Raw genomic sequence first — 22,301 nt, 5'->3', positions numbered from 1 at the left:
CCACAGCTGGCCGCGCGCGGCGCCTGGCCGCCCGCCCCGGAACCCACCGACCCCACGTCCCGAAAGCGAAGCACGCACCCCATGAACGACCTCGGAGTGATCAGCCCCACGCTCGAAGAGTTCCGCGCCGTGGCGGCCCACCGCAGGGTGGTCCCCGTGCACCTGCGCGTCCTCGCGGACGCCGAGACGCCCATCAGCCTCTACCGCAAGCTCGCCGCGGGCCGGCCGGGGACGTTCCTGCTCGAGTCCGCGTCGGTGGGCGGCTCCTGGTCGCGCTACTCCTTCATCGGCGCCGCGTCCCGGGCCACCCTGACGAGCCGGGGCGGACAGGCGCACTGGATCGGGGGGCCCCCGGTCGGCGTCCCGACCACGGGGAACCCGCTCGAGGCCCTGCGCGACACGGTCGCCGCGCTGCAGACGGAGCGCTTCGAGGGCCTGCCGCCGCTGACCTCCGGCATGGTCGGCTTCGTCGGCTGGGAGGCGGTGCGCCGCTGGGAGCGGCTCGTCTCCCCGCCCGAGGACGACCTCGACCTGCCCGAGCTCGCGATGAACCTGGTCACCGACCTCGTGGCCCACGACAACGTGGACGGGACGCTCACGATCGTGGCCAACGCGATCAACTTCGACAACAGCGACGAGCGCGTCGACGAGGCGTGGCACGACGCCACCGCGAGGCTGCGGCGGATGCTCGCCGCCCTTGCCGAGCCGGCAGCTCCGGCCCTGAGCATCCTCGGCCCGAACGGCGACTACCAGGACAAGGTCGTCCACCAATGGGCCGAACAGGGCTATCTGGACGCGATCGAGCGGGGCAAGCAGGCCATCTACGACGGCGAAGTCTTCCAGGTCGTCATCTCGCGCCGCTTCGAGCTCGAGTGCGATGCCGATCCCCTCGACGTCTACCGCGTGCTCCGCGCCACGAACCCGAGCCCGTACATGTACCTGCTCAGCCTCGAGGATGCGGAGGGCCGCGAGTACTCGATCGTCGGCTCCTCCCCGGAGGCGCTCGTGACGGTCACGGGGGAGCAGGTCGTGACCCACCCGATCGCAGGATCGCGCCCCCGCGGGGCCACCGTGGAGGCCGACAAGGCCCTCGCGGAGGAGCTGCTCGCCGACGAGAAGGAGCGGGCCGAGCACCTCATGCTCGTGGACCTGGCCCGCAACGACCTCTCGAAGGTCTGCCGCCCGGGCACGGTCGAGGTGAGCGAGTTCATGGAGGTCGAGCGGTTCAGCCACATCATGCACCTCGTCTCGACCGTGGACGGCAAGCTCCGGCCCGACGCCAGCGCGTACGACGTGCTGGCCGCGACCTTCCCCGCCGGCACCCTCTCCGGCGCGCCCAAGCCGCGCGCCCTGCGGCTCCTCGACGAGGTCGAGCCGGTGCGCCGGGGCGTCTACGGAGGAGTGGTCGGATACTTCGACTTCGCGGGCGACCTGGACATGGCGATCGCGATCCGCACGGCGCTCCTGCGCGCCGGCAGGGCCTACGTGCAGTCCGGGGGAGGGATCGTCGCCGACTCCGACCCCGCCGCCGAGGCGCAGGAATCCGTGAATAAGGCCGCGGCCCCGCTGCGGGCCGTCCACACCGCCTCCGCCCTGCGCCCCGCGCAGACCGCGGCCGCCGCGCACGCCGCAGAGGCGGGTGCCGTCCGTGGCTGAGACGTCGGTGCGGTCGCCCAGGCCCGTGCCCCGGTGGGCGAGGAAGCCGATCGTGGTCGTCGTGGCGCTCGCCTTCGCGCTCCTCGCCTTCGGCGCGACCACCCAGGTCTGGGTCGACGCCGAGGTGCAGGGCTCCGCGGTGCGTACGGCGCACCTGAGCGTGCAGGGCAGCAAGGCGGCGACGTCGGTCTCGGCGCTCGCCCTCGTGGGACTTGCGGGCACACTCGCGGCCGCCGTCGCGGGACGGGTCGGCCGCGCGGTGGCGAGCGCCGTCGTCGTCCTCGCCGGCGCCGGGGTCGCCGCCGCCTGCGCCGCAGTCCTGGCGGATCCGCGGGGCGCCGCCGAGGGGTCGATCGCCCAGGCCACCGGCCTGGCCGGGTCCCAGGCCTCCGTGGCGCTCACCCCGTACCCGGCCCTCGCCGCCGCCGCCGGGGCGCTGCTGGCCCTCTCCGGGATCCTCCTCCTCGTCGCCGCCCGCCGCTGGCCGCTGCGCACGCGGTACGACGCCGGCCGTGCCTCTGCCGCCCGCGGCGCCGCCGGCACGGACGCGGACCGTGCCGGGGCCGTCGACGGCATCGACGGATGGGACAGCCTCTCGCGCGGCGAGGACCCGACCGACTGAGCCGCCACATGGCGTCTGCACGACGCCGGAGATGGCAGAATGGCCGTAGTACCGCAATGGAGGAGAAGAGATGAGCAACACGCACAGTTCGCAGGCCGGCGCCAACGAGGTCACGTCGAGCGAGGACCTCGGGCACGGCAACAGCCCCGCGGCCTGGACGTGCGTCTTCGTCATGATGATCGGCGCGATCGTCTCGTGCATCGGCTTCGTCATTGCGTCCAACCCCGTCTTCTGGGGCGGCGTCGTGGTCATCGCGATCGGCCTGATCGTCGGCTGGGCCATGCGCAAGGCGGGCTACGGGGTCGGCGGCAGCAAGCTCAAGAACCAGCACTGATGCCCACGGTCCTCGACGACATCATCGACGGCGTCCGCGAGGACCTCGCGGAGCGGGTCCGGCAGGTCCCGGGCGCCGAGGTCGAGGCCGCGGCGGCCGCTCGCCCCGCAGCCCTGGACGCGTGGGCGGCGCTCGGCGGCGGGATGCCGGCGGGGGAGCTGCGCGTCATCGCCGAGGTGAAGCGCAAGAGCCCGTCCAAGGGGGCCCTCGCGGCCATCGCCGACCCCGCGGCCCTGGCGGCCCAGTACGAGCAGGGCGGCGCCTCGGTGATCAGCGTCCTGACGGAGCAGCGCCGCTTCAACGGCAGTCTGGCCGACCTCGACGCCGTCCGCGCCGCCGTCACGATCCCGGTGCTCCGCAAGGACTTCACCGTCGACGAGTACCAGGTCCACGAGGCGCGGGCCCACGGGGCCGACCTCGTGCTCCTCATCGTCGCGGCGCTCGACGACGCGCGGCTGCGGGGTCTGCTCGACCTCACCCACGCCTTGGGGATGAACGCGCTCGTCGAGACCCACACCGACGAGGAGATCGACCGGGCGGCCGCCGCGGGCGCCCGCATCGTCGGCGTCAACGTCCGCAACCTCAAGACCCTCGACGTCGACCGGGCCGTCTTCGGACGGCTCGCGGGCCGGCTCCCCGAGGGTGCGGTCGCGGTCGCCGAATCGGGGGTGCAGGGCCCCGAGGACATCGCCTACTACGCCGGCCTCGGCGCCGGGGCCGTCCTCGTGGGCGAGGCGCTCGTGACGCACGGCGACCCGCTGGCGCGGATCCGGGACTTCAAGCGCGCGGGCGCGGCGGCCATCGCCGGACGACTCGCGGCGCAGCAGGAGACAGCGCACTAGCAGCAGGAGACAGCGCACTAGGAGACACGGCGCAGCCACCACGGCGGGCGCCGGAAGGAAGGTAGGACTGGTGGGCGAGACCATGCCAGCAGGCAGCCCCGGCAGCGGGGACGACACGACGAGGACCGGGGCCGAGGCCGCCGTGGCGGAGGAGTTCCTCTCCGGCAGCCTGCGGCATGCGCCGGGCCCGTACTTCGGATCCTATGGCGGCCGATGGATGCCCGAATCGCTCATCGCCGCCCTCGACGAGCTGGACGACACGTTCGAGAAGGCGAAGGCCGACCCCGAGTTCCTCGCCCAGATCGCCGACCTGAACCGCAACTACTCCGGCCGCCCGTCACTCCTGACGGAGGCCAAGCGGTTCTCCGAGCACGCCGGGGGCGTCCGGATCTTCCTCAAGCGCGAGGACCTGAACCACACCGGCTCACACAAGATCAACAACGTCCTCGGGCAGGCGCTCCTGGCCAAGCGCATGGGCAAGACGCGCCTCATCGCCGAGACGGGCGCCGGCCAGCACGGCGTCGCCAGCGCCACGGCGGCGGCGCTGATGGGCATGGAGTGCGTCGTCTACATGGGCGCCGAGGACTGCCGTCGCCAGGCCCTCAATGTGGCCCGGATGCAGCTGCTGGGCGCCGAGGTAGTGCCGGTCACGAATGGCTCGCAGACGCTCAAGGACGCGATCAACGACGCCCTGCGCGACTGGGTGGCCAACGTCCAGACCACCCACTACCTCCTCGGCACCGCGGCGGGCGCCCACCCGTTCCCCGCGATGGTCCGCTTCTTCCACGAGGTGATCGGCGAGGAGGCCCGCGAGCAGATCCTCGCCCAGACCGGGCGCCTGCCGGACGCCGTGTGCGCGTGCGTGGGCGGGGGCTCGAACGCGATCGGCATCTTCCACGGGTTCCTCGACGACCCGTCCGTCAGGCTGTACGGCCTCGAGGCCGGCGGCCGCGGTGTCCAGACCGGCCACCACGCCGCGACGATCACGCTCGGCCGCCCGGGCGTGCTGCACGGGGCCCGCACGTACCTCATGCAGGACGAGGACGGCCAGACGGTGGAGTCCGAGTCGATCTCGGCAGGTCTGGACTACCCGGGCGTCGGCCCCGAGCACTCCTACCTGCACGACATCGGCCGGGTCACCTACGAGCCGATCACCGATGCCGAGGCCATGGACGCCTTCAGGCTCCTGTGCCGCACGGAGGGGATCATCCCCGCCATCGAGTCCTCGCACGCGCTGGCCGGGGCCATCAAGGTCGGCCAGCGTCTCGCCGAGGAGGGCGGCGACCCGCACGAGCGGATCGTGATCGTGAACCTCTCGGGCCGCGGCGACAAGGACGTGCAGACGGCGGCCGAGTGGTTCGGCATGCTCGACGAGAACGGGCAGGTCAAGGGCACCACCCTGTCCACCCGCCGCCCCAAGGGGACCGTTGCACATGCCGGAGAGGACGCCGTCGGCGAGACCGACGATCAGGACGACACCGAGGAGGGCATCGCGTGAGCAAGGTCGCCGACGTCATCGACAGGGCCAGGGCGGAGGGCCGCGCCGCCCTCGTCGGGTACCTCCCCGCCGGCTACCCGAGCGTGCAGGAGAGCATCGACGCCGCGATCGCCCTCGCCCGCAACGGCGCCGACATCATCGAGATCGGCATCCCCTACTCCGATCCGGTCATGGACGGCAGCGTCATCCAAGCGGCCACCACCGAGGCACTGGCCAAGGGCTTCCATGTGGCCAGCGTGTTCGAGGTCGTCAAGGCCGTCACGGAGGCCACCGCGGACCTGGGGACCGCCGTGCTCGTGATGACCTACTGGAACCCGGTCATGCGGATGGGCGTCGCCGACTTCGCCCGACGGCTCGCGGAGGCCGGGGGATCGGGCCTCATCACGCCCGACCTGGTCCCTGACGAGGCCCAGGAGTGGTTCGAGGCCTCCGACCAGTACGGCCTCGACCGCGTCTTCCTCGTCGCGCCGTCCACGAGCCCCGAGCGCATGGCCAAGACCGTCGCGGCGACCCGCGGATTCACCTACGCCGTCTCCCTCATGGGGGTCACGGGCGCCCGCACCGCCGTCGACTCCGCGGCGAGAGCTGTCGTCGACGCGGCCCGGGCGGCCGGTGCGCCCCGCGTGTGCGTCGGGCTCGGCGTCTCGAACGCCGAGCAGGTCCGCGAGATCGGCGCCTACGCCGACGGCGTGATCGTCGGCACCGCGCTCGTGGCCGCGCTGCGGGACGGCGGCCCGGACGCGGTGGGCACCCTCGCGGCCGAGCTGAGCGCCGGCCTCGCGCGCACCGCCGCCCAGGCCTGAGCGGGCCGGCGCGGCCGCCCCATGAGGGGCCTGGCCGCGCCGGTTTCCCCGGGAGAGCGGCGGCCCCTCCACCCACTGAGACGACCGCACGTCATCTTCAGTCCGGCATCCGGACACTTCCGTCTCGACATGCGGCAGCGTGGTAGTCTTGCGGCTAGTCGAGACGGCTCCAACGCTCGGCGGCCCGCACCTGAGGCCGCCCGCGAGTCCTGCGGCAGCCGACCGGCCGACTGGCAGGGGGAGCCGCGGCCGCTCCATACCGGGCCACCGCCCGGGCGGCTCGTCCCCCCACAACGACGTGGGCCAACCGGTCCTCCCGCACAGCGCAGGGAGGACGCCAGCGTATTGCCGTGCTGCCGGCGGGCCGTTTCGCCCCGTACGGGCCGGCCATACAATTCCAGTAATCAGCGCCTTGCTGTGCCCTCACCGCGGCCAGCATTGCGGGGCCAACGTTGTCCCCTGTCGCGAATCGACCAGGAGGAAGGACGTTACGTCATGACTCACCCGACCCACGGCGCCGCAGCGCAGGAGCCCGAGACGGTGATCTCGCCCTTCGAACGCTTCGCCGCACTGCCTCCCTCCTCGGGGCTCTACAACGCTGACGCCGAGAAGGATGCCTGCGGTCTCGCGATCGTCGCGACCCTGCGCGGCGAGGCCGGCCATGACATCGTCGACGCCGCGCTGCACGCCCTGCGCGCGCTCGAGCACCGCGGTGCCGTCGGCGCCGACGAGGGCACGGGCGACGGCGCGGGCCTCCTGAGCCAGATCCCGGACGAGTTCTTCCGCGCCGTCGTCGACTTCGAGCTCCCGGCCCCGGGCCAGTACGCCGTCGGCATCGCCTTCCTCCCCACCGAGGACCGCGAGGCGGCCACCGCCCGCGCCGGCATCGAGTCGCTCGCGGAGGCCGAGGGCCTGGCGGTCCTCGGCTGGCGCAGCGTCCCCGTGGTCGGCGAGCTGGTCGGCGCGATGGCACGCGCCTGCATGCCGCGCTTCGAGCAGCCGTTCCTGGCCTCCGCCACGGGCGAAGAGCTCGGCCGCAACGACCTGGACGCCCGCGCGTGGCGCATCCGCAAGCGCGCCCAGAACAAGTACGGGGTCTACTTCCCGTCGCTGTCCTCGCGCACCATCGTGTACAAGGGCATGCTCACCACCGCCCAGCTCGAGCCGTTCTACCCCGACCTGTCCGACCAGCGCTTCGCGACGAAGCTCGCGATCGTGCACTCGCGGTTCTCCACGAACACCTTCCCGTCCTGGCCGCTCGCCCAGCCCTTCCGCACGATCGCGCACAACGGCGAGATCAACACGGTCAAGGGCAACCGCAACTGGATGCGCGCGCGCCAGTCGCAGCTGAGCAGCCCCCTCCTCGGCGACGTGCCCGAGGAGCTGTTCCCGATCTGCACCCCGGGAGCCTCCGACTCGGCCTCGTTCGACGAGGTCGCGGAGCTGCTGTGGCTCTCGGGCCGCCCGATCACGCACTCGATCATGATGATGATCCCCGAGGCGTGGGAGAACCACGTCTCGATGGATCCCGCGCGCCGCGCATTCTACGAGTACCACTCGCTCCTCATGGAGCCGTGGGACGGCCCGGCCGCCGTCTCCTTCACAGATGGCACCCTCGTGGGCGCCACCCTGGACCGCAACGGACTGCGACCCTGCCGCTACTGGGTGACCGAGGACGGCCTCGTCGTCTTCGCCTCGGAAGTCGGCGTGGTCGACGTCGAGCCGGCCAACGTGGTCAAGAAGGGCCGCGTCTCGCCGGGCAAGATGTTCGTGGTCGACACGGAGGCCGGCCGCATCATCGACGACGAGGAGGTCAAGGCCGAGATTGCCGGGACCAACCCCTGGGCCGAGTGGCTCAAGGGCAACGTCATCCGCCTCGACGAGCTCCCCGAGCGCGAGCATGTGGTCCACACCCCGCAGTCGGTCAACGTGCGCCAGCGCACCTTCGGGTACACCCAGGAGGAGCTGCGCATCCTCGTGGGGCCGATGGCCCGCACCGGCGCCGAGCCGATCGGCGCCATGGGCACCGACACCCCGGTCGCCGTCCTGTCGAAGCGCCCCCGACTCCTCTTCGACTACTTCGTGCAGTCGTTCGCCCAGGTGACCAACCCGCCGCTGGACGCCATCCGCGAGGAGCTCGTGACGAGCCTCAACGGCGCGATCGGGCCCAACGGCAACCTCCTGGGGACCGGCCGCGTCAAGGAGCGGCAGGTCGTCCTGCCGTTCCCCGTGATCAACAACGACCAGCTCGCGAAGATCGCCAACATGGTCTCCGAGACCGGCGAGAACGCGGGAGACCGCATCGCGATCAAGATCCGCGGGCTCTACCGGCCCGACGGCGGCGAGGCAGCCCTGCGCGCCCGCCTCACCGAGATCTGCGAGCAGGTCTCGGGCGCGATCAACCGCGGCGTGCAGTACGTGGTCCTCTCGGACCGCGACTCGAACGCGCAGTGGGCCCCGATCCCGTCGCTCCTGCTCCTCTCCGCGGTCCACCACCACCTCCTCCGCAGCGCCAACCGCACCAAGACCGCCCTCGTGGTCGAGGCCGGCGACGTCCGCGAGGTCCACCACGTCGCGGTCCTCCTCGGCTACGGCGCCTCCGCGGTCAACCCCTACCTCGCCATGGAGAGCGTCGAGGAGCTGATCCGCTGCGGCGAGCTGCCGGGCGTGAGCGCCGAGGACGGCGTCTACAACCTCATCAAGGGCCTGGGCAAGGGCGTCCTGAAGATCATGTCCAAGATGGGCATCTCGACGGTGGCCTCCTACTGCGGCGCGCAGACGTTCGAGGCCCTCGGCCTGTCGCAGGACCTCGTCGACGAGTTCTTCGCCGGCACCCACAGCCAGCTGGGCGGCGTCGGCCTCGACGTGATCGCGGCCGAGGTCGCGGCGCGCCACGAGATGGCCTACCCGCCCTCCGGCATCGAGCAGCCGCACCGGCCCCTCCTCGGCGGCGGCGAGTACCAGTGGCGCCGCGACGGCGAGCCCCACCTGTTCAATCCGGAGACCGTGTTCCGGCTCCAGCACTCGACCCGTGAGCGCCGCTACGACGTCTTCAAGGCGTACACCGAGGGGATCGACGACCAGTCCCGCAACCTCATGACCCTACGCGGCCTCATGCGGTTCAAGGAGGGCCTGCGCCCGTGCGTCCCCATCGAGGAGGTCGAGCCGGTCTCGTCGATCGTCAAGCGCTTCTCCACCGGGGCGATGAGCTACGGCTCGATCTCCAAGGAGGCCCACGAGACGCTCGCGATCGCGATGAACCGGCTCGGCGGCAAGTCGAACACGGGCGAGGGCGGCGAGGACGTCGACAGGCTGCTCGACCCCGAGCGCCGGTCGGCCATCAAGCAGGTCGCGTCGGGCCGGTTCGGCGTGACGAGCCTCTACCTGACCAACGCGGACGACATCCAGATCAAGATGGCCCAGGGCGCCAAGCCCGGCGAGGGCGGCCAGCTCATGGCCCAGAAGGTCTACCCGTGGGTGGCGCGCACGCGCCACTCGACGCCGGGCGTGGCCCTCATCTCGCCCCCGCCGCACCACGACATCTACTCGATCGAGGACCTCGCCCAGCTCATCTACGACTGCAAGCGCGCCAACCCGAGCGCCCGCGTGCACGTCAAGCTCGTCTCCGAGGTGGGCATCGGCACCGTTGCCGCCGGCGTGACGAAGGCGAAGGCCGACGTCGTGCTCGTCTCCGGGCACGACGGCGGGACCGGCGCCTCGCCGCTGAACTCGCTCAAGCACGCGGGCGTGCCCTGGGAGCTCGGCCTCGCCGAGACCCAGCAGACGCTCATGCTCAACGGGCTGAGGGACCGCGTCGTCGTCCAGGTCGACGGGCAGCTCAAGACCGGCCGCGACGTCGTCATCGCCGCCCTCCTGGGCGCCGAGGAGTTCGGCTTCGCCACCACCGCCCTCGTGGTCTCCGGCTGCATCATGATGCGCGTCTGCCACCTGGACACGTGCCCGGTGGGCGTCGCGACGCAGAACCCCGAGCTGCGCGCCCGCTTCACCGGCAAGCCGGAGTTCGTGGTCAACTTCTTCGAGTTCATCGCCGAGGAGATCCGCGAGATCCTCGCCCGTCTGGGCTTCCGCTCGATCGAGGAGGCCATCGGCCATTCCGAGGTCCTCGAGGCCAAGGACGCGATCGACCACTGGAAGGCCGAGGGCCTGGACCTCACGCCGATCCTCGCCGGCCTCGACTTCGACGAGGACGCGCCCCTGCGGAACACGACCGGCCAGAACCACGAGCTCGAGAAGCACTTCGACGTGAGGCTCATCGAGCTCGCCGCCGAGGCGCTCTCGGACCGCACCCCGGTCAAGATCAGCCTGCCCGTGGTCAACACGGACCGGTCCGTCGGCACCATGCTCGGCCACCGCGTCACCAAGACGTTCGGCATCGAGACCCTCGGCACCGACACGATCGACATCACGCTCACCGGCACCGCGGGCCAGTCCCTCGGTGCGTTCCTCCCGACCGGCATCACGCTGCGCCTGTTCGGCGATTCCAACGACTACGTCGGCAAGGGCCTCTCCGGCGGCCGGATCATCGTCCGGCCCGACCGCACCAACGTGTTCCCCGCGGAGCACAACGTGATCGCGGGCAACGTGATCGGCTACGGCGCCACCGGCGGCGAGCTGTTCCTCCGCGGACAGGTCGGCGAGCGGTTCCTCGTGCGCAACTCCGGCGCGACCGCCGTCGTCGAGGGCATCGGCGACCACGGCTGCGAGTACATGACCGGCGGCCAGGCGCTCGTCCTCGGACGCACCGGGCGGAACTTCGGCGCCGGCATGTCCGGCGGCACCGCCTTCGTGCTCGACCTCAAGCCGAGCCGCGTGAACAAGCAGGCCCTCGACTCCGGGGACCTGCAGCTGATCGAGCTCGACGACGAGGACCGCGACATCGTCCGGAACCTGCTCGTCAAGCACATCGAGGAGACCGACTCCGCCCACGCCCAGCGGCTCCTCGACAATTTCGACGACACCGCGGCCAGGATCACCAAGGTCCTCCCGCGCGACTATGCAGCGGTGCTGCAGACCCGTCTGACGGCCCTCGAGGAGGGCCTGGACCCGGACGGCGAAGAAGTTTGGTCTCGCATCCTGGAGGTGACCGGTGGCTGACCCACGCGGATTCATGAAAGTGCGCCAGCGTGAAACGCAGCAGCGGCGCCCCGTCCCGGTCCGCATCATGGACTGGAAGGAAGTGTACGAGGCCCGGCAGGAGGGCACCGTCCTCCGCCGGCAGGCCTCCCGCTGCATGGACTGCGGCGTGCCGTTCTGCCACCACGGGTGCCCGCTCGGGAACCTCATTCCCGAATGGAACGACCTCACCCGGCGCGGCGAGGGCCAGGACGCCTCGGAACGGCTGCACGCGACCAACAACTTCCCCGAGTTCACCGGACGGCTGTGCCCGGCCCCCTGCGAGAGCGCCTGCGTGCTGGGCATCAACCAGCCGGCCGTGACCATCAAGCAGATCGAGGTCTCGATCGCCGAGGAGGCGTTCGACGCCGGCTGGGTCGAGCCGCTCCCGCCGGCTCGCCTCACAGGCAAGACCGTCGCGGTCGTCGGCTCCGGCCCGGCCGGACTGGCCGCCGCCCAGCAGCTCACCCGGATCGGCCACACCGTCGCGGTCTACGAGCGGGACGACCGCATCGGCGGACTGCTGCGGTACGGCATCCCGGACTTCAAGATGGAGAAGGACGTCATCGACCGCCGCCTGGCCCAGATGCAGGCGGAGGGGACCCGATTCCGCACGGGAGTCGAGGTGGGCAAGGACGTCAGCTGGGACCAGCTGCGCAGGCGCTACGACGCCGTCGTCATCGCCACCGGTGCCACCGTGCCGCGCGACCTGCCGATCCCCGGCCGCCACCTCGACGGGGTCCACTACGCGATGGACTACCTCGTGCAGTCCAACCGGGCGGTCGCGGGGGACACCGTGCCCGGCCAGATCGACGCCCGCGGGAAGCACGTGGTCATCCTCGGCGGCGGCGACACGGGCGCCGACTGCATCGGCACCGCCCACCGCCAGCAGGCCGCCTCGGTGACGACCCTCGCCATCGGCAAGCAGCCCCCGGCCGAGCGGCCCGCGCACCAGCCCTGGCCGATGTTCCCGACCCTCTTCGAGGTCGCCACGGCCCACGAGGAGGGCGGCGAGCGGACCTACCTCGCCTCGACCGTCGAGTTCGTGGGAGAGAACGGCCGGCTCGCCGGCATCAAGGTCGCCGAGACCGAGTACGTCGACGGCCGCCGCCTGCCCAAGGCCGGCACCGAGCGGATCATCCCCGCGGACCTCGTGCTCCTCGCGCTCGGCTTCACCGGCGCCGAGCCTGCCGGCATCGCCGAGCAGGTCCAGGCCGGCTTCGACGACCGCGGGAACGTCGCCCGCGACGCCGACTACATGACGGAGGTGCCCGGCATCTTCGTAGCGGGCGACGCCGGCCGCGGCCAGTCGCTCATCGTCTGGGCCATCGCGGAGGGCCGCGCCGCTGCGGCAGCCGTGGACCGCCACCTCATGGGCTCGACCATCCTGCCGGCGCCCGTCGCGCCGTCCGATCGGGCCATCACGGTCCTGTGAGGCGCGGGGCTCCCGGCCCCGCGCCGGGAGCCGCGCAGCTCCCCAGCTGTTCACATCCCCAGCAACCGCTGTCCACCGGACAAGACCTAGGGTAGGTATATGAGACGCGCGAAGATCGTGGCCACGTTCGGACCGGCCATCTCCAGCTACGAGAACACCGTCGCCGTGATCAAGGCGGGGGTGGACGTGGCCCGCATGAACATGAGCCACGGCGACCACTCGGTGCACGACAAGACCTACGAGACGGTGCGCAAGGCTGCGGCGGACCTCGGCAAGGCCGTGGGCATCATGGCCGACCTCCAGGGCCCGAAGATCCGCCTCGGGCGCTTCGTCGACGGCCCGCACGAGCTCGCCGTCGGCGACGTCTTCACGATCACGACGGAGGACGTGCCCGGCACCAAGGACATCTGCTCGACGACGCTGAAGAGCCTGACCGAGGACGTGAAGGTCGGCGACGCCCTCCTGATCGACGACGGCAAGGTCGCCCTGCGCGCCACGGCGGTCGACGATGTCAAGGTCGTCACCGAGGTGACAGTCGGGGGGACGGTGTCCAACAACAAGGGCATCAACCTCCCCGGCGTGGCCGTGAACGTGCCGGCGCTGAGCGAGAAGGACGAGACCGACCTGCGCTGGGCGCTCAAGCGGGGCGTGGACTTCGTCGCGCTCTCGTTCGTGCGCGACGCCCGCGACGTCGAGCGCGTGCACGCGATCATGGACGAGGAGGGCCGCAGGGTCCCGGTCATCGCCAAGATCGAGAAGCCCCAGGCCGTCGAGCAGCTGCACGAGATCATCGACGCGTTCGACGCGATCATGGTGGCCCGCGGCGACTTGGGTGTCGAGCTGCCGCTCGAGCAGGTCCCGCTCGTGCAGAAGCGCGCGATCGAGCTGGCCCGCCGTTGGGCCAAGCCCGTCATCGTCGCGACCCAGGTCCTCGAGTCCATGATCGAGAACCCGCGCCCGACCCGGGCCGAGGCCTCGGACTGCGCCAACGCCGTCCTCGACGGTGCCGACGCGGTCATGCTCTCGGGCGAGACCAGCGTGGGCGCCTACCCGGTCGAGACCGTCCAGACGATGGCGAAGATCATCGAATCGACCGAGGAGCACGGCCTCGAGCGGGTTCCGCCGCTGGGCTCGCAGCCCAAGACCCGCGGCGGTGCGATCACGCGGGCCGCGGTGGCGATCGCGGACCAGCTGGACGCGAGGTACATCTGCACCTTCACCCAGACCGGCGACTCCGCCCGACGCCTCAGCCGCCTGCGCCCGCAGAAGCCCGTCTTCGCGTTCACGCCGCTGACCTCGACGCTGAACACCCTCAGCCTGTGCTGGGGCATCCAGCCCCGCATGGTCGACTTCGCCGCGCACACGGACCAGATGATCGCCCAGGTCGACGAGTACCTCCTCCGGGCGGACCTCGCCGAGCTCAACGACATCGTGGTGGTCGCAGCCGGCTCCCCGCCCGGGGTCGCCGGCTCGACCAATATGCTCCGGGTGCACAAGGTGGGCGACGTCGCCGACGCCGGGCAGGCCTTCGACGGCGCCCCGGCGCCGGTACGCGAGCAGGTCGGCCCCTGGCCGCTGCCCACCGAGCCCCGCCGCGAGAAGCTCTAGGGGGCCGCGCCGCCCGCCCGGCGGGCGGCGCTCCCACAGCACGAGGGCGGCACCCGGGATCCCGGGTGCCGCCCTCGTGGCGTGTCGGCCGCCGGTCAGGTGACCTGGTTGATGATGGTCTCCGAGACCTCGCGCATGCTCAGGCGGCGGTCCATCGAGGTCTTCTGGATCCACCGGAAGGCCTCGGGCTCGGTCAGGCCCATCTTGGTGATGAGGAGGCTCTTGGCCCGCTCCACGAGCTTGCGCGTGGCGAACTGCTCCTTGAGGTCCGTGACCTCGGACTCGAGCGCCTTGATCTCCTCGTGGCGCGAGAGCGCAATCTCGAGGGCAGGGACGAGGTCATTGGGCGTGAACGGCTTGACGACGTAGGCCATCGCGCCGGCGTCCCGCGCGCGCTCCACGAGCTCCTTCTGGCTGAAGGCCGTGAGGAGCACCACGGGGGCGATCCGGGCCTTCACGATCTTCTCGGCCGCCGTGATGCCGTCCATGACGGGCATCTTCACGTCCATCAGGACGAGATCGGGCCTGAGCTCCTCGGCAAGCTCCACCGCGCGCTCCCCGTTGTCGGCCTCGGCGACCACGTCGTAGCCCTCCCCGCGGAGGATCTCGATGATGTCGAGGCGGATGAGGGTCTCGTCCTCCGCCACGACGACACGGCGGGCGGGGGCTGCGGCGGTCGCCTTCTCGGCGGCCGGCGCCGTCTGGGGGGTCTTGTCTGACACGCTGGCTCCTTGGGGCAGACGGATGTTCCTGCCTCAGATCCTACCGGGTACAGTGGACGGGCAGGCCATGGGGAGGCCCTGGGCCCGAGTGGCGGAATTGGCAGACGCGCCGCCCTCAAAATGCGGTATCGGAAGGTGTGTGGGTTCGAGTCCCACCTCGGGCACCCGGGCGCCGGGCGCCCCGGCACGGCCGGGGCGCCCGGCGCTGTATAGGATGGTCCGGAGCGATTCCCGCCGCCCGCCAACAGATCTGCGCCGAACATCGGATGAACAGATGGTGGCCGGGGTCGCGCATCAGCCTCACCACAACCTGAGGGGACGACGGGTGGACATCACCACCATGATCGTGCTGGTCATCGTACTGGCGCTCTTCTTCGACTTCACGAACGGCTTCCACGACACCGCCAACGCGATGGCCACCCCCATCGCCACCGGGGCGATCACCCCGCGCAAGGCGGTCGCCCTCGCGGCAGTGCTGAACCTCGTGGGGGCCTTCCTGTCCACCGAGGTCGCCAAGACCATCTCGGGCGGCCTCATCCGCGAGGGTGCCGACGGCGTGCACATCACCCCGCAGATCATCTTCGCCGGCCTGATCGGCGCCGTGCTGTGGAACATGTTCACCTGGCTGCGCGGACTGCCCTCGAGCTCGTCGCACGCGCTCTTCGGCGGCCTGATCGGCGCCGCCGTCGTCGGCATCGGGCTGTACTCCGTGAACTTCGGCACCGTGTTCGCCAAGGTGATCCTCCCGGCCGTCGCCGCGCCGCTGATCGCCGGCGCGTCGGCGTGGCTGTGCACCCGCATCGCCTACGCCGTGACGGCCCGGCGGGACAGCGAGACGGGGGAGAAGCTCAGGCAGGGCCGGGGCGGCTTCCGCATCGGGCAGGTGTTCACCTCGAGCCTCGTCGCCCTCTCGCACGGCACCAACGACGCCCAGAAGACGATGGGCATCCTCACGCTCGTCCTGATCTCCGGGGGCCTGCAGAAGCCGGGGACGGGTCCCCAGGCCTGGGTCATCGTCGCCTGTGCGGCCGCGATCGCCGTCGGGACCTACGCGGGGGGCTGGCGCATCATCAGGACGGTCGGGACCGGCCTGACCGAGGTGCGCCCGGCCCAGGGGTTCTCGTCCGAGTCCAGCACGGCCGCAGCCATCATGGCCTCCTCGCACCTCGGCTTCGCGCTGTCCACCACGCAGGTGACGAGCGGCGCGGTCATCGGGTCCGGGCTGGGGCGCAGGGGCACCTCCGTGAAGTGGGGCACCGCGGGCCGGATCGCCCTCGGCTGGGTCCTGACGCTCCCTGCGGCCGCCGTGGTCGGTGCCGCCGCCGCGCTGCTCATGGGGCTGGGGGCGCCCGGCGTGATCCTGGTCGTCGTGGTCGGCGTCGCCGCCATCGCCTGGATGTTCTACCTCAACAACCGCCAGCGGGTGGGCCACCACAACGTCGTCGAGGTCGAGGAGGCGGGAGACGCCGTGGAGTTCCCGCGCAAGCGCAAGCGCCGTCAGAAGGGGGAAGCCCGGTGATCGACTGGGGAGCCTTCGTCGTGGTTGCGATCGCGACCATCCTCGGTGCGGGCAGCATCGTGCTGTTCTTCTCCCTCGCCATCCGGCTCGGGAGCGAGGCGCGGGACCCCGCGCAGCAGCGCCGGCGGGCCCTGCTCCGCACCGGATCGGGCGTGAGCTACGCGCTCGCCGGAGCCGCTGTGCTGTACGGCGTCTACCTCGTCATCCCGTACTTCCACTAGGCCATCCCGCCTCTCCGCCGGGCCCGGGGCGGCGCGCCCGCCCCGGGCCCGGCGGCCGGAGTCAGGCGTGCTCGCCGCCCTCGGGCAGGCCCGAGCCGTCCTCGTCCGACTCCGAGGAGAACGACTCCCGGTGCCCGTGGTCCTCGGTATTGCCCTCGTCGAGGTCGGCGTCCGTGGAGGGGGCCTCTTCCGGCTCGGCCAGGTCCGCCTGCGGCTGCTCGCGGGACTCGGAGCCGCCCTGATCCTGGGCGTCCCGGACTGCGGTGTCCTGCTCCTGCTCGTTCGTGGCCGACCCCTGCGGGGCGGCGCCCCCGGCGGGGGCTCCCTGGGGCACCTCCTCCTCGGGGGCCGGGCTGCCGTAGCCGCCCTCCTGCGGGGCGCGGTCGGCGGACGGGCTGCTGGCGTTCGGGTTCTCGGCATCCATGGTCCCGACGCTAGCGCCGCCCGCCGGCCACGTCCACGCGCCGCGGCGGGTTCTGGGAAAGCCGCCGGGCCGTGGCTAGGCTGGGCGGCATGTCTGACTTCGTCTACTTCGTGGGAAGCAGCCTCGACGGCTACATCGCCCAGGACAACGGCGGGCTCGACTGGCTCGAGAGGTTCAACGACGTCGAGGGCCTGGGGGACTCGTACCGGGCGTTCGAGTCCGGCGTGGGCTGCGTCGTCATGGGCGGCGAGACGTACGAGTGGATCAGGGCGCACCAGCCCGGCGCCTGGCCGTACGCCGTGCCCTGCTGGGTGTTCACCCACCACGAGCTCGGCACGGACGACGGCGCCGACGTGGTCCTCGTGCGCGGGGAGGTCGGCACCTTCGCGGACGAGCTCCGCCGGGATGCCGGGGAGAAGGACGTCTACGTCGTCGGCGGGGGCTCCCTCGCCGGCGAGTTCCTCGCGGCGGGGCTCATCGACCGGATCGTCCTCACGATCGTCCCCGTGGCCCTCGGCGGGGGAGTGCCCCTCTTCGGCGGCACGCCCCTCGGCATCCCCGCGGGCTTCCGGCTCGAGGGCATCGCCGAACGGGCCGGGACCGTGGAACTGCGCTACGCGCGCGCCTGACCCGGCGCCTCCGGCCCCGTGGGATCGTCCCGGAGCAGATTCGTGATGCGGGCCGTGCACAGGCGGCGGCCGTCGTCGTCGGTGATGACGATCTCGTGCGTCGCGAGGGTGCGGCCGAGGTGGAGCGCGGTGCACGTGCCCCGGACCCGGCCGCGCGCCGCCGCGCGGTGGTGGGTGGCGTTCAGGTCGACCCCGACGGCGTGACGGCCCTCGCCCGCGTGGAGCGAGGCCGCGAACGACCCCAGGGTCTCGGCCAGCACTGCGTGGGCCCCGCCGTGCAGGATCCCGGCGATCTGGGTGTTGCCCTCGACCGGCATCGTCGCGACCGCGCGCTCCGCCGTGAGCTCCTCGAACACGATCCCCATCTTGACCACGAGCGCCCCGACACCGCGGGCGGCGAGCCACGGGCGCAGCCGCTCGGGGATGCCGGCGGCCTCGAGCTCGGCAGCGGCGTCGGGCGCGGCTGTGCCGTCGCATCCGGCCCCTGCGCGGGGGTCGCCCTCGGCCGCCCGGGCCCGTTCCATCGCGGTGAAATTGTCCTGCATGCCCACTAGGCTGGCACCCGTGACTGAAACCAGCAAAACCCTCGCCCCTCCTGCACCCACGGCCGCCCCGACGTCAGCAGCCGGGGCCCCCGCGGGACGGCAGGGGCGGCTGCTGGTCCTGGACGGCCACTCCATGGCCTTCCGCGCCTTCTTCGCGCTGCCCGCGGACAGCTTCGTCAACGCCGCAGGCCAGCACACGAACGCCGTGCACGGCTTCACGTCGATGCTCATCAACCTCGTGCGGGACCAGGAGCCCACGCACGTCGCGGTCGCGTTCGACGTCAGCGACGAGACCACGCAGCGCAAGGCCGTCTACAGCGAGTACAAGGGCGGGCGGAACGCGACGCCGCCGGAGTTCGCCGGCCAGATCGAGTACATCAAGAAGGTCATGGGGGCCCTCGGCGTCCGCACGATGGAGCTGCCCGGCCACGAGGCCGACGACATCCTCGCCACCCTTGCCGCGCAGGGCACGGCCGCCGGCTTCGAGGTCCTGCTCGTCTCCGGCGACCGCGACACTTTCCAGCTCGTCGACGATCACGTGGCCGTCCTCTACCCGCGCAAGGGCGTGAGCGACATCCCGCGCATGGACGCGGCCGCGATCGAGGAGAAGTACTTCGTCCCGCCCGCCCGCTACCCCGACCTCGCCGCGCTCGTGGGCGAGTCCGCGGACAACCTGCCCGGCGTCCCCGGCGTGGGCCCCAAGACCGCCGCGAAGTGGATCACCCAGTACGGGGGGCTCGACGGCGTGCTCGAGCACGCCGACGAGATCAAGGGCAAGGCGGGGGAGAGCCTCCGCGCGAACATCGACGCCGTGCGGCGCAACCGCCAGCTCAACCGGCTCCTGACCGACCTCGAGCTGCCGCTCGCCCTCGAGGACCTCGCCGACCCGCGTCCCGAGCGCGCGGCCGTGGAGGCGCTCTTCGACGAGCTCGAGTTCAAGGCGCTGCGCGCCCGCGTCTACGACGTCTTCGGCACGGAGGGCCCGGAGGAGACCGCGGACGCCTTCCACGTGCCGGCCCACACCGTGCCAGCGGACGACGGCGAACTGGCCGCGGCGCTCGCAGGCCTCGCCGAGGGCGCGGCGGGACACCCCGTGGCGGTCGCGGTCCGCACCGACGGCGCCGGGCCCCGGCCGCGCGCCGAGGCCGTCGCGCTCGCGACGGCGGCCGCCGCCGTCGTGGTCCCGCTCGCCGGCGACGCGACCACGGTCCCGGCCCCGCTCACCGCCTGGCTCGCGGACGACTCGGTGCCGAAGGCGACCGCCGAGTTCAAGGAGACGGCGAAGGCCCTGCGCGGGCTCGGGGCCGAACTCGCTGGGGTCGTGGACGACGTCTCGATCTCCGGCTACCTCGCCGAGCCCGACCGTCGCTCCTACGCGCTCGGGGACCTGGCCCAGCACCACCTCGGCATCGAGCTCGCCGCCGGGGCGCCCGCGAGCGGACAGCTCGCGCTCGACCTCGAGGGAGCCGAGGCGGCCGCGGCGGCGCTCGCCCGGAAGGCCACCGTCGTCCACGCCCTCCACGAGGCCCTCGCCCCCAAGCTCGAGGAGGTCGGGGCGAGCGGGCTGCTGCAGGACATGGAGCTGCCGCTCTCGCGCGTGCTGCTCGACATGGAGTGGGCCGGCATCACCGTGGACCAGCGCCAGATCGACGCCCTGCTCGAGGAGCTCGGGACGGCGAGCGAGCAGGCGGCCGCGGCGGCCTACGAGGCGATCGGCCACCAGGTCAACCTCGGCTCGCCCAAGCAGCTGCAGACCGTGCTCTTCGAGGAGCTCGAGCTGCCCAAGACCAAGAAGATCAAGACCGGCTACACGACGGATGCGGCCTCGCTCAAGGAACTCCTCGACAAGACCGGGCACCCCTTCCTCGAGGCGCTCATGGCCCACCGCGAGTCGAGCAAGCTGCGCCAGATGGTCGAGACGCTCAAGAAGGCGGTCACGGCCGACGGCCGCATCCACACGACCTACGCCCAGACAATCGCCGCGACCGGCCGCCTGTCCTCGAACAACCCGAACCTGCAGAACATCCCCATCCGCTCCGAGGAAGGCCGGCGGGTCCGCGACGTGTTCGTCGCCGGGGAGGGCTACGAGTCGCTGCTGTCCGCGGACTACTCGCAGATCGAGATGCGCATCATGGCCCACCTCTCGGGTGACGAGGGCCTCATCGACGCGTACCGGCAGGGGGAGGACCTGCACCGCTTCGTCGGCTCGCGGATCTTCCACGTGGCCCCCGCGGACGTCACGAGCGAGATGCGCTCAAAGGTCAAGGCCATGAGCTATGGACTCGCCTACGGCCTGTCCTCCTTCGGGCTGTCCAAGCAGCTCGAGATCTCTGTGGACGAGGCCCGGACCCTCATGAAGGACTACTTCGATCGCTTCGGCGCCGTGCGCGACTACCTCCGGGGCGTGGTGGAGCAGGCCAGGCAGGACGGGTACACGCAGACGATCTTCGGCCGGCGGCGCTACCTCCCCGACCTCACGAGCACCAACCGGGTGCACCGCGAGCTCGCCGAGCGGATCGCGTTGAACTCGCCCATCCAGGGCTCGGCGGCGGACATCATCAAGCGCGCCATGATCGGCGTGGAGGGGCAGCTGCGGGAGAGCGGCCTCGGTTCCCGGCTCCTCCTGCAGATCCACGACGAGCTCGTGGTCGAGGTCGCCCCGGGCGAGGAGGAGGCCGTGCGCGGCATCGTCGAGCAGGAGATGGGCTCGGCTGCCGAGCTCAGCGTCCCGCTCGACGTCCAGATCGGCGTGGGACGCACCTGGAACGACGCCGGCCACTGACTCCGGCGCCGCACTGACCCCGGCGCCGCACTGACACGAGGCTGCACCGACACGAGGCTGCACCGACACGAGGCTGCACCGACACGAGGGGGAATCCGGCCATGGGCTCCGAGACAGGGACGATGCGCGGCGGCGACTACGAGATCCGGCGGTTCAGGCCGCAGCCGGCGTCGTCGTCGGACTACGCGGGGACCGAGCAGTGGATCGAGGCCGTGCACTACGGCTTCTACCAGAAGCCCGGGCGGGACGAGCTCACGGCACGGATCGCCGAGTCGTCGGTGGCCGACGGCCGCGAGCTCACCGGGGCCTACGAGACGACGCCCGCCCCGGCCCCGGCACTGGACGCGGGCCGGCCCGTCGCGACCTTCGCCACCTTCCGCAAGACCCTCAACGTGGGCCACGGGGTGCTCGTCCCCGCGCACATGGTCACCGCGGTCACGGTCCGGACCGACCACCGCCGCCGCGGACTCCTCCGCCGCCTCATGTCCGAGGATCTCGCCCGGGCGAAGGCCGACGGCGTGCCGGTCGCCGCGCTGACGGCGTCCGAGGCCTCCATCTACCGGCGCTTCGGCTACGGCGTCGCGACCCACGAGCGCAGCGTGAGCGTGGAGACGGGACCGCGGTTCCGGCTGGCAGCGCCCGTGCGCGGCCGCGTCGTCGCCGCCGAGCCGTCGGCCATGCTCGAGCTGGCCCCGGAGATCTTCGCCCGAGCCCACCGCGCCATCCCGGGCTCGCTGGGCCGGCAGGAGCGCTACCGGCTGCGGGCGGCAGGCCAGTGGGACGACGAGACCGGGGGACCGGACCGCGCCGTCCGCGTCGCGGTGCACCTCGACGAGCAGGGCACCCCCGACGGCTACGCGGCGTACGCCTTCCGCGGCTGGGAGACGGAGCCGCCCACCATGGCGCTGCGCGACCTCGTCGCCGCGACGCCGGAGGCGTACCTCGGGCTGTGGGACTTCCTCGGCTCGCTCGATCTGATCGAGCGGATCGACTGGGAGGACGCGCCCGTGGACGACCCCCTCGTATGGGCACTCGAGGACCCGCGGGTGGTGCGGACCGGCTCGGTGCGGGACATGCTCTGGCTGAGGATCCTCGACGTCGAGGCAGCGCTGTCCGCCCGCAGGCTCGCGCACGGCGGCGACCTCGTCCTGCGCATCCACGACCCGCTCGGGTTCACGGACGGCAGGTACCGCCTGGGCACAGCCCGGGTGGCACGCCTCGGCGACGACGACCCCGCGCAGGACGACCTCGTCATGGACATCGCCGAGCTCTCCTCGGTCTACGTGGGCGGAGTGAGCCCGGTGACGCTCGCGGAGGCCGGCCGCATCCAGGTCGGGGCCCATCGGCCGGGAGCCGCTGCGGAGCTCGCCGGAATGCTCGCCGTCGAGCGCCCGGCCCACTGCCTCACGCACTTCTAGCCGAGGGGTTCCGGCGGCCGGCGGGGGGTGCACCGCACGCCCGACGCCGGGCGGCAGCCGCGCGTTCACCCGGGCGCCGCCCTGCGGGGGTATCCTCCCCTCGGGACGTC

Annotated in this window: 17 protein-coding genes and 1 tRNA gene; 15 read left to right on the top strand and 3 right to left on the bottom strand. The window is 72.0% G+C overall.

What is annotated here, in order from left to right; translation table 11 throughout:
• The first annotated feature begins 81 nt into the window (after positions 1 to 81).
• The 9 genes from J2W20_RS09195 (at position 82) to pyk (ending at position 13,931) form a co-directional block, all read left to right on the top strand.
• Complete coding sequence (locus J2W20_RS09195; protein WP_307006228.1) at positions 82 to 1,656, top strand: anthranilate synthase component I; 1,575 nt, start codon at positions 82 to 84, stop codon at positions 1,654 to 1,656.
• On the top strand, positions 1,649 to 2,278 hold the full coding sequence (locus tag J2W20_RS09190; RefSeq protein ID WP_307006227.1) for a Trp biosynthesis-associated membrane protein: 630 nt from the start codon (positions 1,649 to 1,651) through the stop codon (positions 2,276 to 2,278). The genes J2W20_RS09195 and J2W20_RS09190 overlap by 8 nt, the downstream gene beginning before the upstream one ends.
• A 70-nt stretch (positions 2,279 to 2,348) precedes the next feature.
• Positions 2,349 to 2,612, top strand: a complete 264-nt coding sequence (locus tag J2W20_RS09185; RefSeq protein WP_307006226.1) for an HGxxPAAW family protein — start codon at positions 2,349 to 2,351, stop codon at positions 2,610 to 2,612.
• On the top strand, positions 2,612 to 3,454 hold the full coding sequence (gene trpC / locus J2W20_RS09180) for an indole-3-glycerol phosphate synthase TrpC (protein ID WP_307006225.1): 843 nt from the start codon (positions 2,612 to 2,614) through the stop codon (positions 3,452 to 3,454). The genes J2W20_RS09185 and trpC overlap by 1 nt, the downstream gene beginning before the upstream one ends.
• 82 nt (positions 3,455 to 3,536) lie before the next feature.
• Positions 3,537 to 4,952, top strand: coding sequence for a tryptophan synthase subunit beta (gene trpB / locus J2W20_RS09175; RefSeq protein WP_307006377.1), 1,416 nt, complete (start codon positions 3,537 to 3,539; stop codon positions 4,950 to 4,952).
• Positions 4,949 to 5,755 carry a tryptophan synthase subunit alpha gene (trpA, locus tag J2W20_RS09170; protein ID WP_307006224.1) on the top strand — a complete coding sequence of 269 codons (807 nt, stop codon included), beginning with the start codon at positions 4,949 to 4,951 and terminating at the stop codon, positions 5,753 to 5,755. Before trpB ends, trpA begins: the two co-directional genes overlap by 4 nt.
• Before the next feature lie 495 nt (positions 5,756 to 6,250).
• Entirely contained in the window at positions 6,251 to 10,870 is a 4,620-nt protein-coding gene (gltB, locus tag J2W20_RS09165) for a glutamate synthase large subunit (RefSeq protein ID WP_307006223.1), read from the top strand.
• Positions 10,863 to 12,323, top strand: coding sequence for a glutamate synthase subunit beta (locus J2W20_RS09160; RefSeq protein WP_307006222.1), 1,461 nt, complete (start codon positions 10,863 to 10,865; stop codon positions 12,321 to 12,323). Before gltB ends, J2W20_RS09160 begins: the two co-directional genes overlap by 8 nt.
• A gap of 99 nt (positions 12,324 to 12,422) precedes the next feature.
• Positions 12,423 to 13,931, top strand: a complete 1,509-nt coding sequence (pyk, locus tag J2W20_RS09155) for a pyruvate kinase (protein WP_307006221.1) — start codon at positions 12,423 to 12,425, stop codon at positions 13,929 to 13,931.
• 95 nt (positions 13,932 to 14,026) lie between these two features.
• On the opposite strand, the gene J2W20_RS09150 is transcribed toward pyk, so the two are convergent.
• Positions 14,027 to 14,653: an ANTAR domain-containing response regulator gene (locus tag J2W20_RS09150; protein ID WP_307006220.1), complete on the bottom strand. Its 627-nt coding sequence runs from the start codon at positions 14,651 to 14,653 to the stop codon at positions 14,027 to 14,029.
• 82 nt (positions 14,654 to 14,735) lie between these two features.
• On the opposite strand from J2W20_RS09150, the gene J2W20_RS09145 reads away from it, so the two are divergent.
• The 3 genes from J2W20_RS09145 (at position 14,736) to J2W20_RS09135 (ending at position 16,393) form a co-directional block, all read left to right on the top strand.
• Positions 14,736 to 14,817 (top strand) — tRNA-Leu (locus J2W20_RS09145).
• 161 nt (positions 14,818 to 14,978) lie between these two features.
• A complete protein-coding gene (locus tag J2W20_RS09140) occupies positions 14,979 to 16,172 on the top strand; it encodes an inorganic phosphate transporter (RefSeq protein ID WP_307006219.1) in 1,194 nt (397 codons plus the stop codon).
• Positions 16,169 to 16,393, top strand: a complete 225-nt coding sequence (locus J2W20_RS09135) for a hypothetical protein (protein ID WP_307006217.1) — start codon at positions 16,169 to 16,171, stop codon at positions 16,391 to 16,393. The genes J2W20_RS09140 and J2W20_RS09135 overlap by 4 nt, the downstream gene beginning before the upstream one ends.
• Positions 16,394 to 16,454: 61 nt before the next feature.
• On the opposite strand, the gene J2W20_RS09130 is transcribed toward J2W20_RS09135, so the two are convergent.
• A complete protein-coding gene (locus J2W20_RS09130; protein WP_307006215.1) occupies positions 16,455 to 16,817 on the bottom strand; it encodes a hypothetical protein in 363 nt (120 codons plus the stop codon).
• 89 nt (positions 16,818 to 16,906) lie between these two features.
• Between J2W20_RS09130 and J2W20_RS09125 the strand changes: the two genes are divergently transcribed.
• Positions 16,907 to 17,446: a dihydrofolate reductase family protein gene (locus J2W20_RS09125; protein WP_307006213.1), complete on the top strand. Its 540-nt coding sequence runs from the start codon at positions 16,907 to 16,909 to the stop codon at positions 17,444 to 17,446.
• Here J2W20_RS09125 and J2W20_RS09120 read toward each other — a convergent pair.
• Positions 17,431 to 17,991 carry a hotdog fold thioesterase gene (locus J2W20_RS09120; protein WP_307006211.1) on the bottom strand — a complete coding sequence of 187 codons (561 nt, stop codon included), beginning with the start codon at positions 17,989 to 17,991 and terminating at the stop codon, positions 17,431 to 17,433. The genes J2W20_RS09125 and J2W20_RS09120 overlap by 16 nt on opposite strands.
• A 133-nt stretch (positions 17,992 to 18,124) precedes the next feature.
• On the opposite strand from J2W20_RS09120, the gene polA reads away from it, so the two are divergent.
• Positions 18,125 to 20,773: a DNA polymerase I gene (gene polA, locus J2W20_RS09115; RefSeq protein ID WP_307006375.1), complete on the top strand. Its 2,649-nt coding sequence runs from the start codon at positions 18,125 to 18,127 to the stop codon at positions 20,771 to 20,773.
• 101 nt (positions 20,774 to 20,874) lie between these two features.
• Positions 20,875 to 22,191 (top strand): GNAT family N-acetyltransferase, encoded by a 1,317-nt coding sequence (locus J2W20_RS09110; protein WP_307006209.1) that lies wholly within the window; start codon positions 20,875 to 20,877, stop codon positions 22,189 to 22,191.
• Positions 22,192 to 22,301 lie beyond the last annotated feature (110 nt).

Source organism: Sinomonas atrocyanea (assembly GCF_030812675.1).
GTDB lineage: Bacteria > Actinomycetota > Actinomycetes > Actinomycetales > Micrococcaceae > Sinomonas > Sinomonas atrocyanea_B.
The sequence above is the reverse complement of the archived record's forward strand: the minus strand, read 5'-3'. Positions and strand labels throughout refer to the sequence as shown.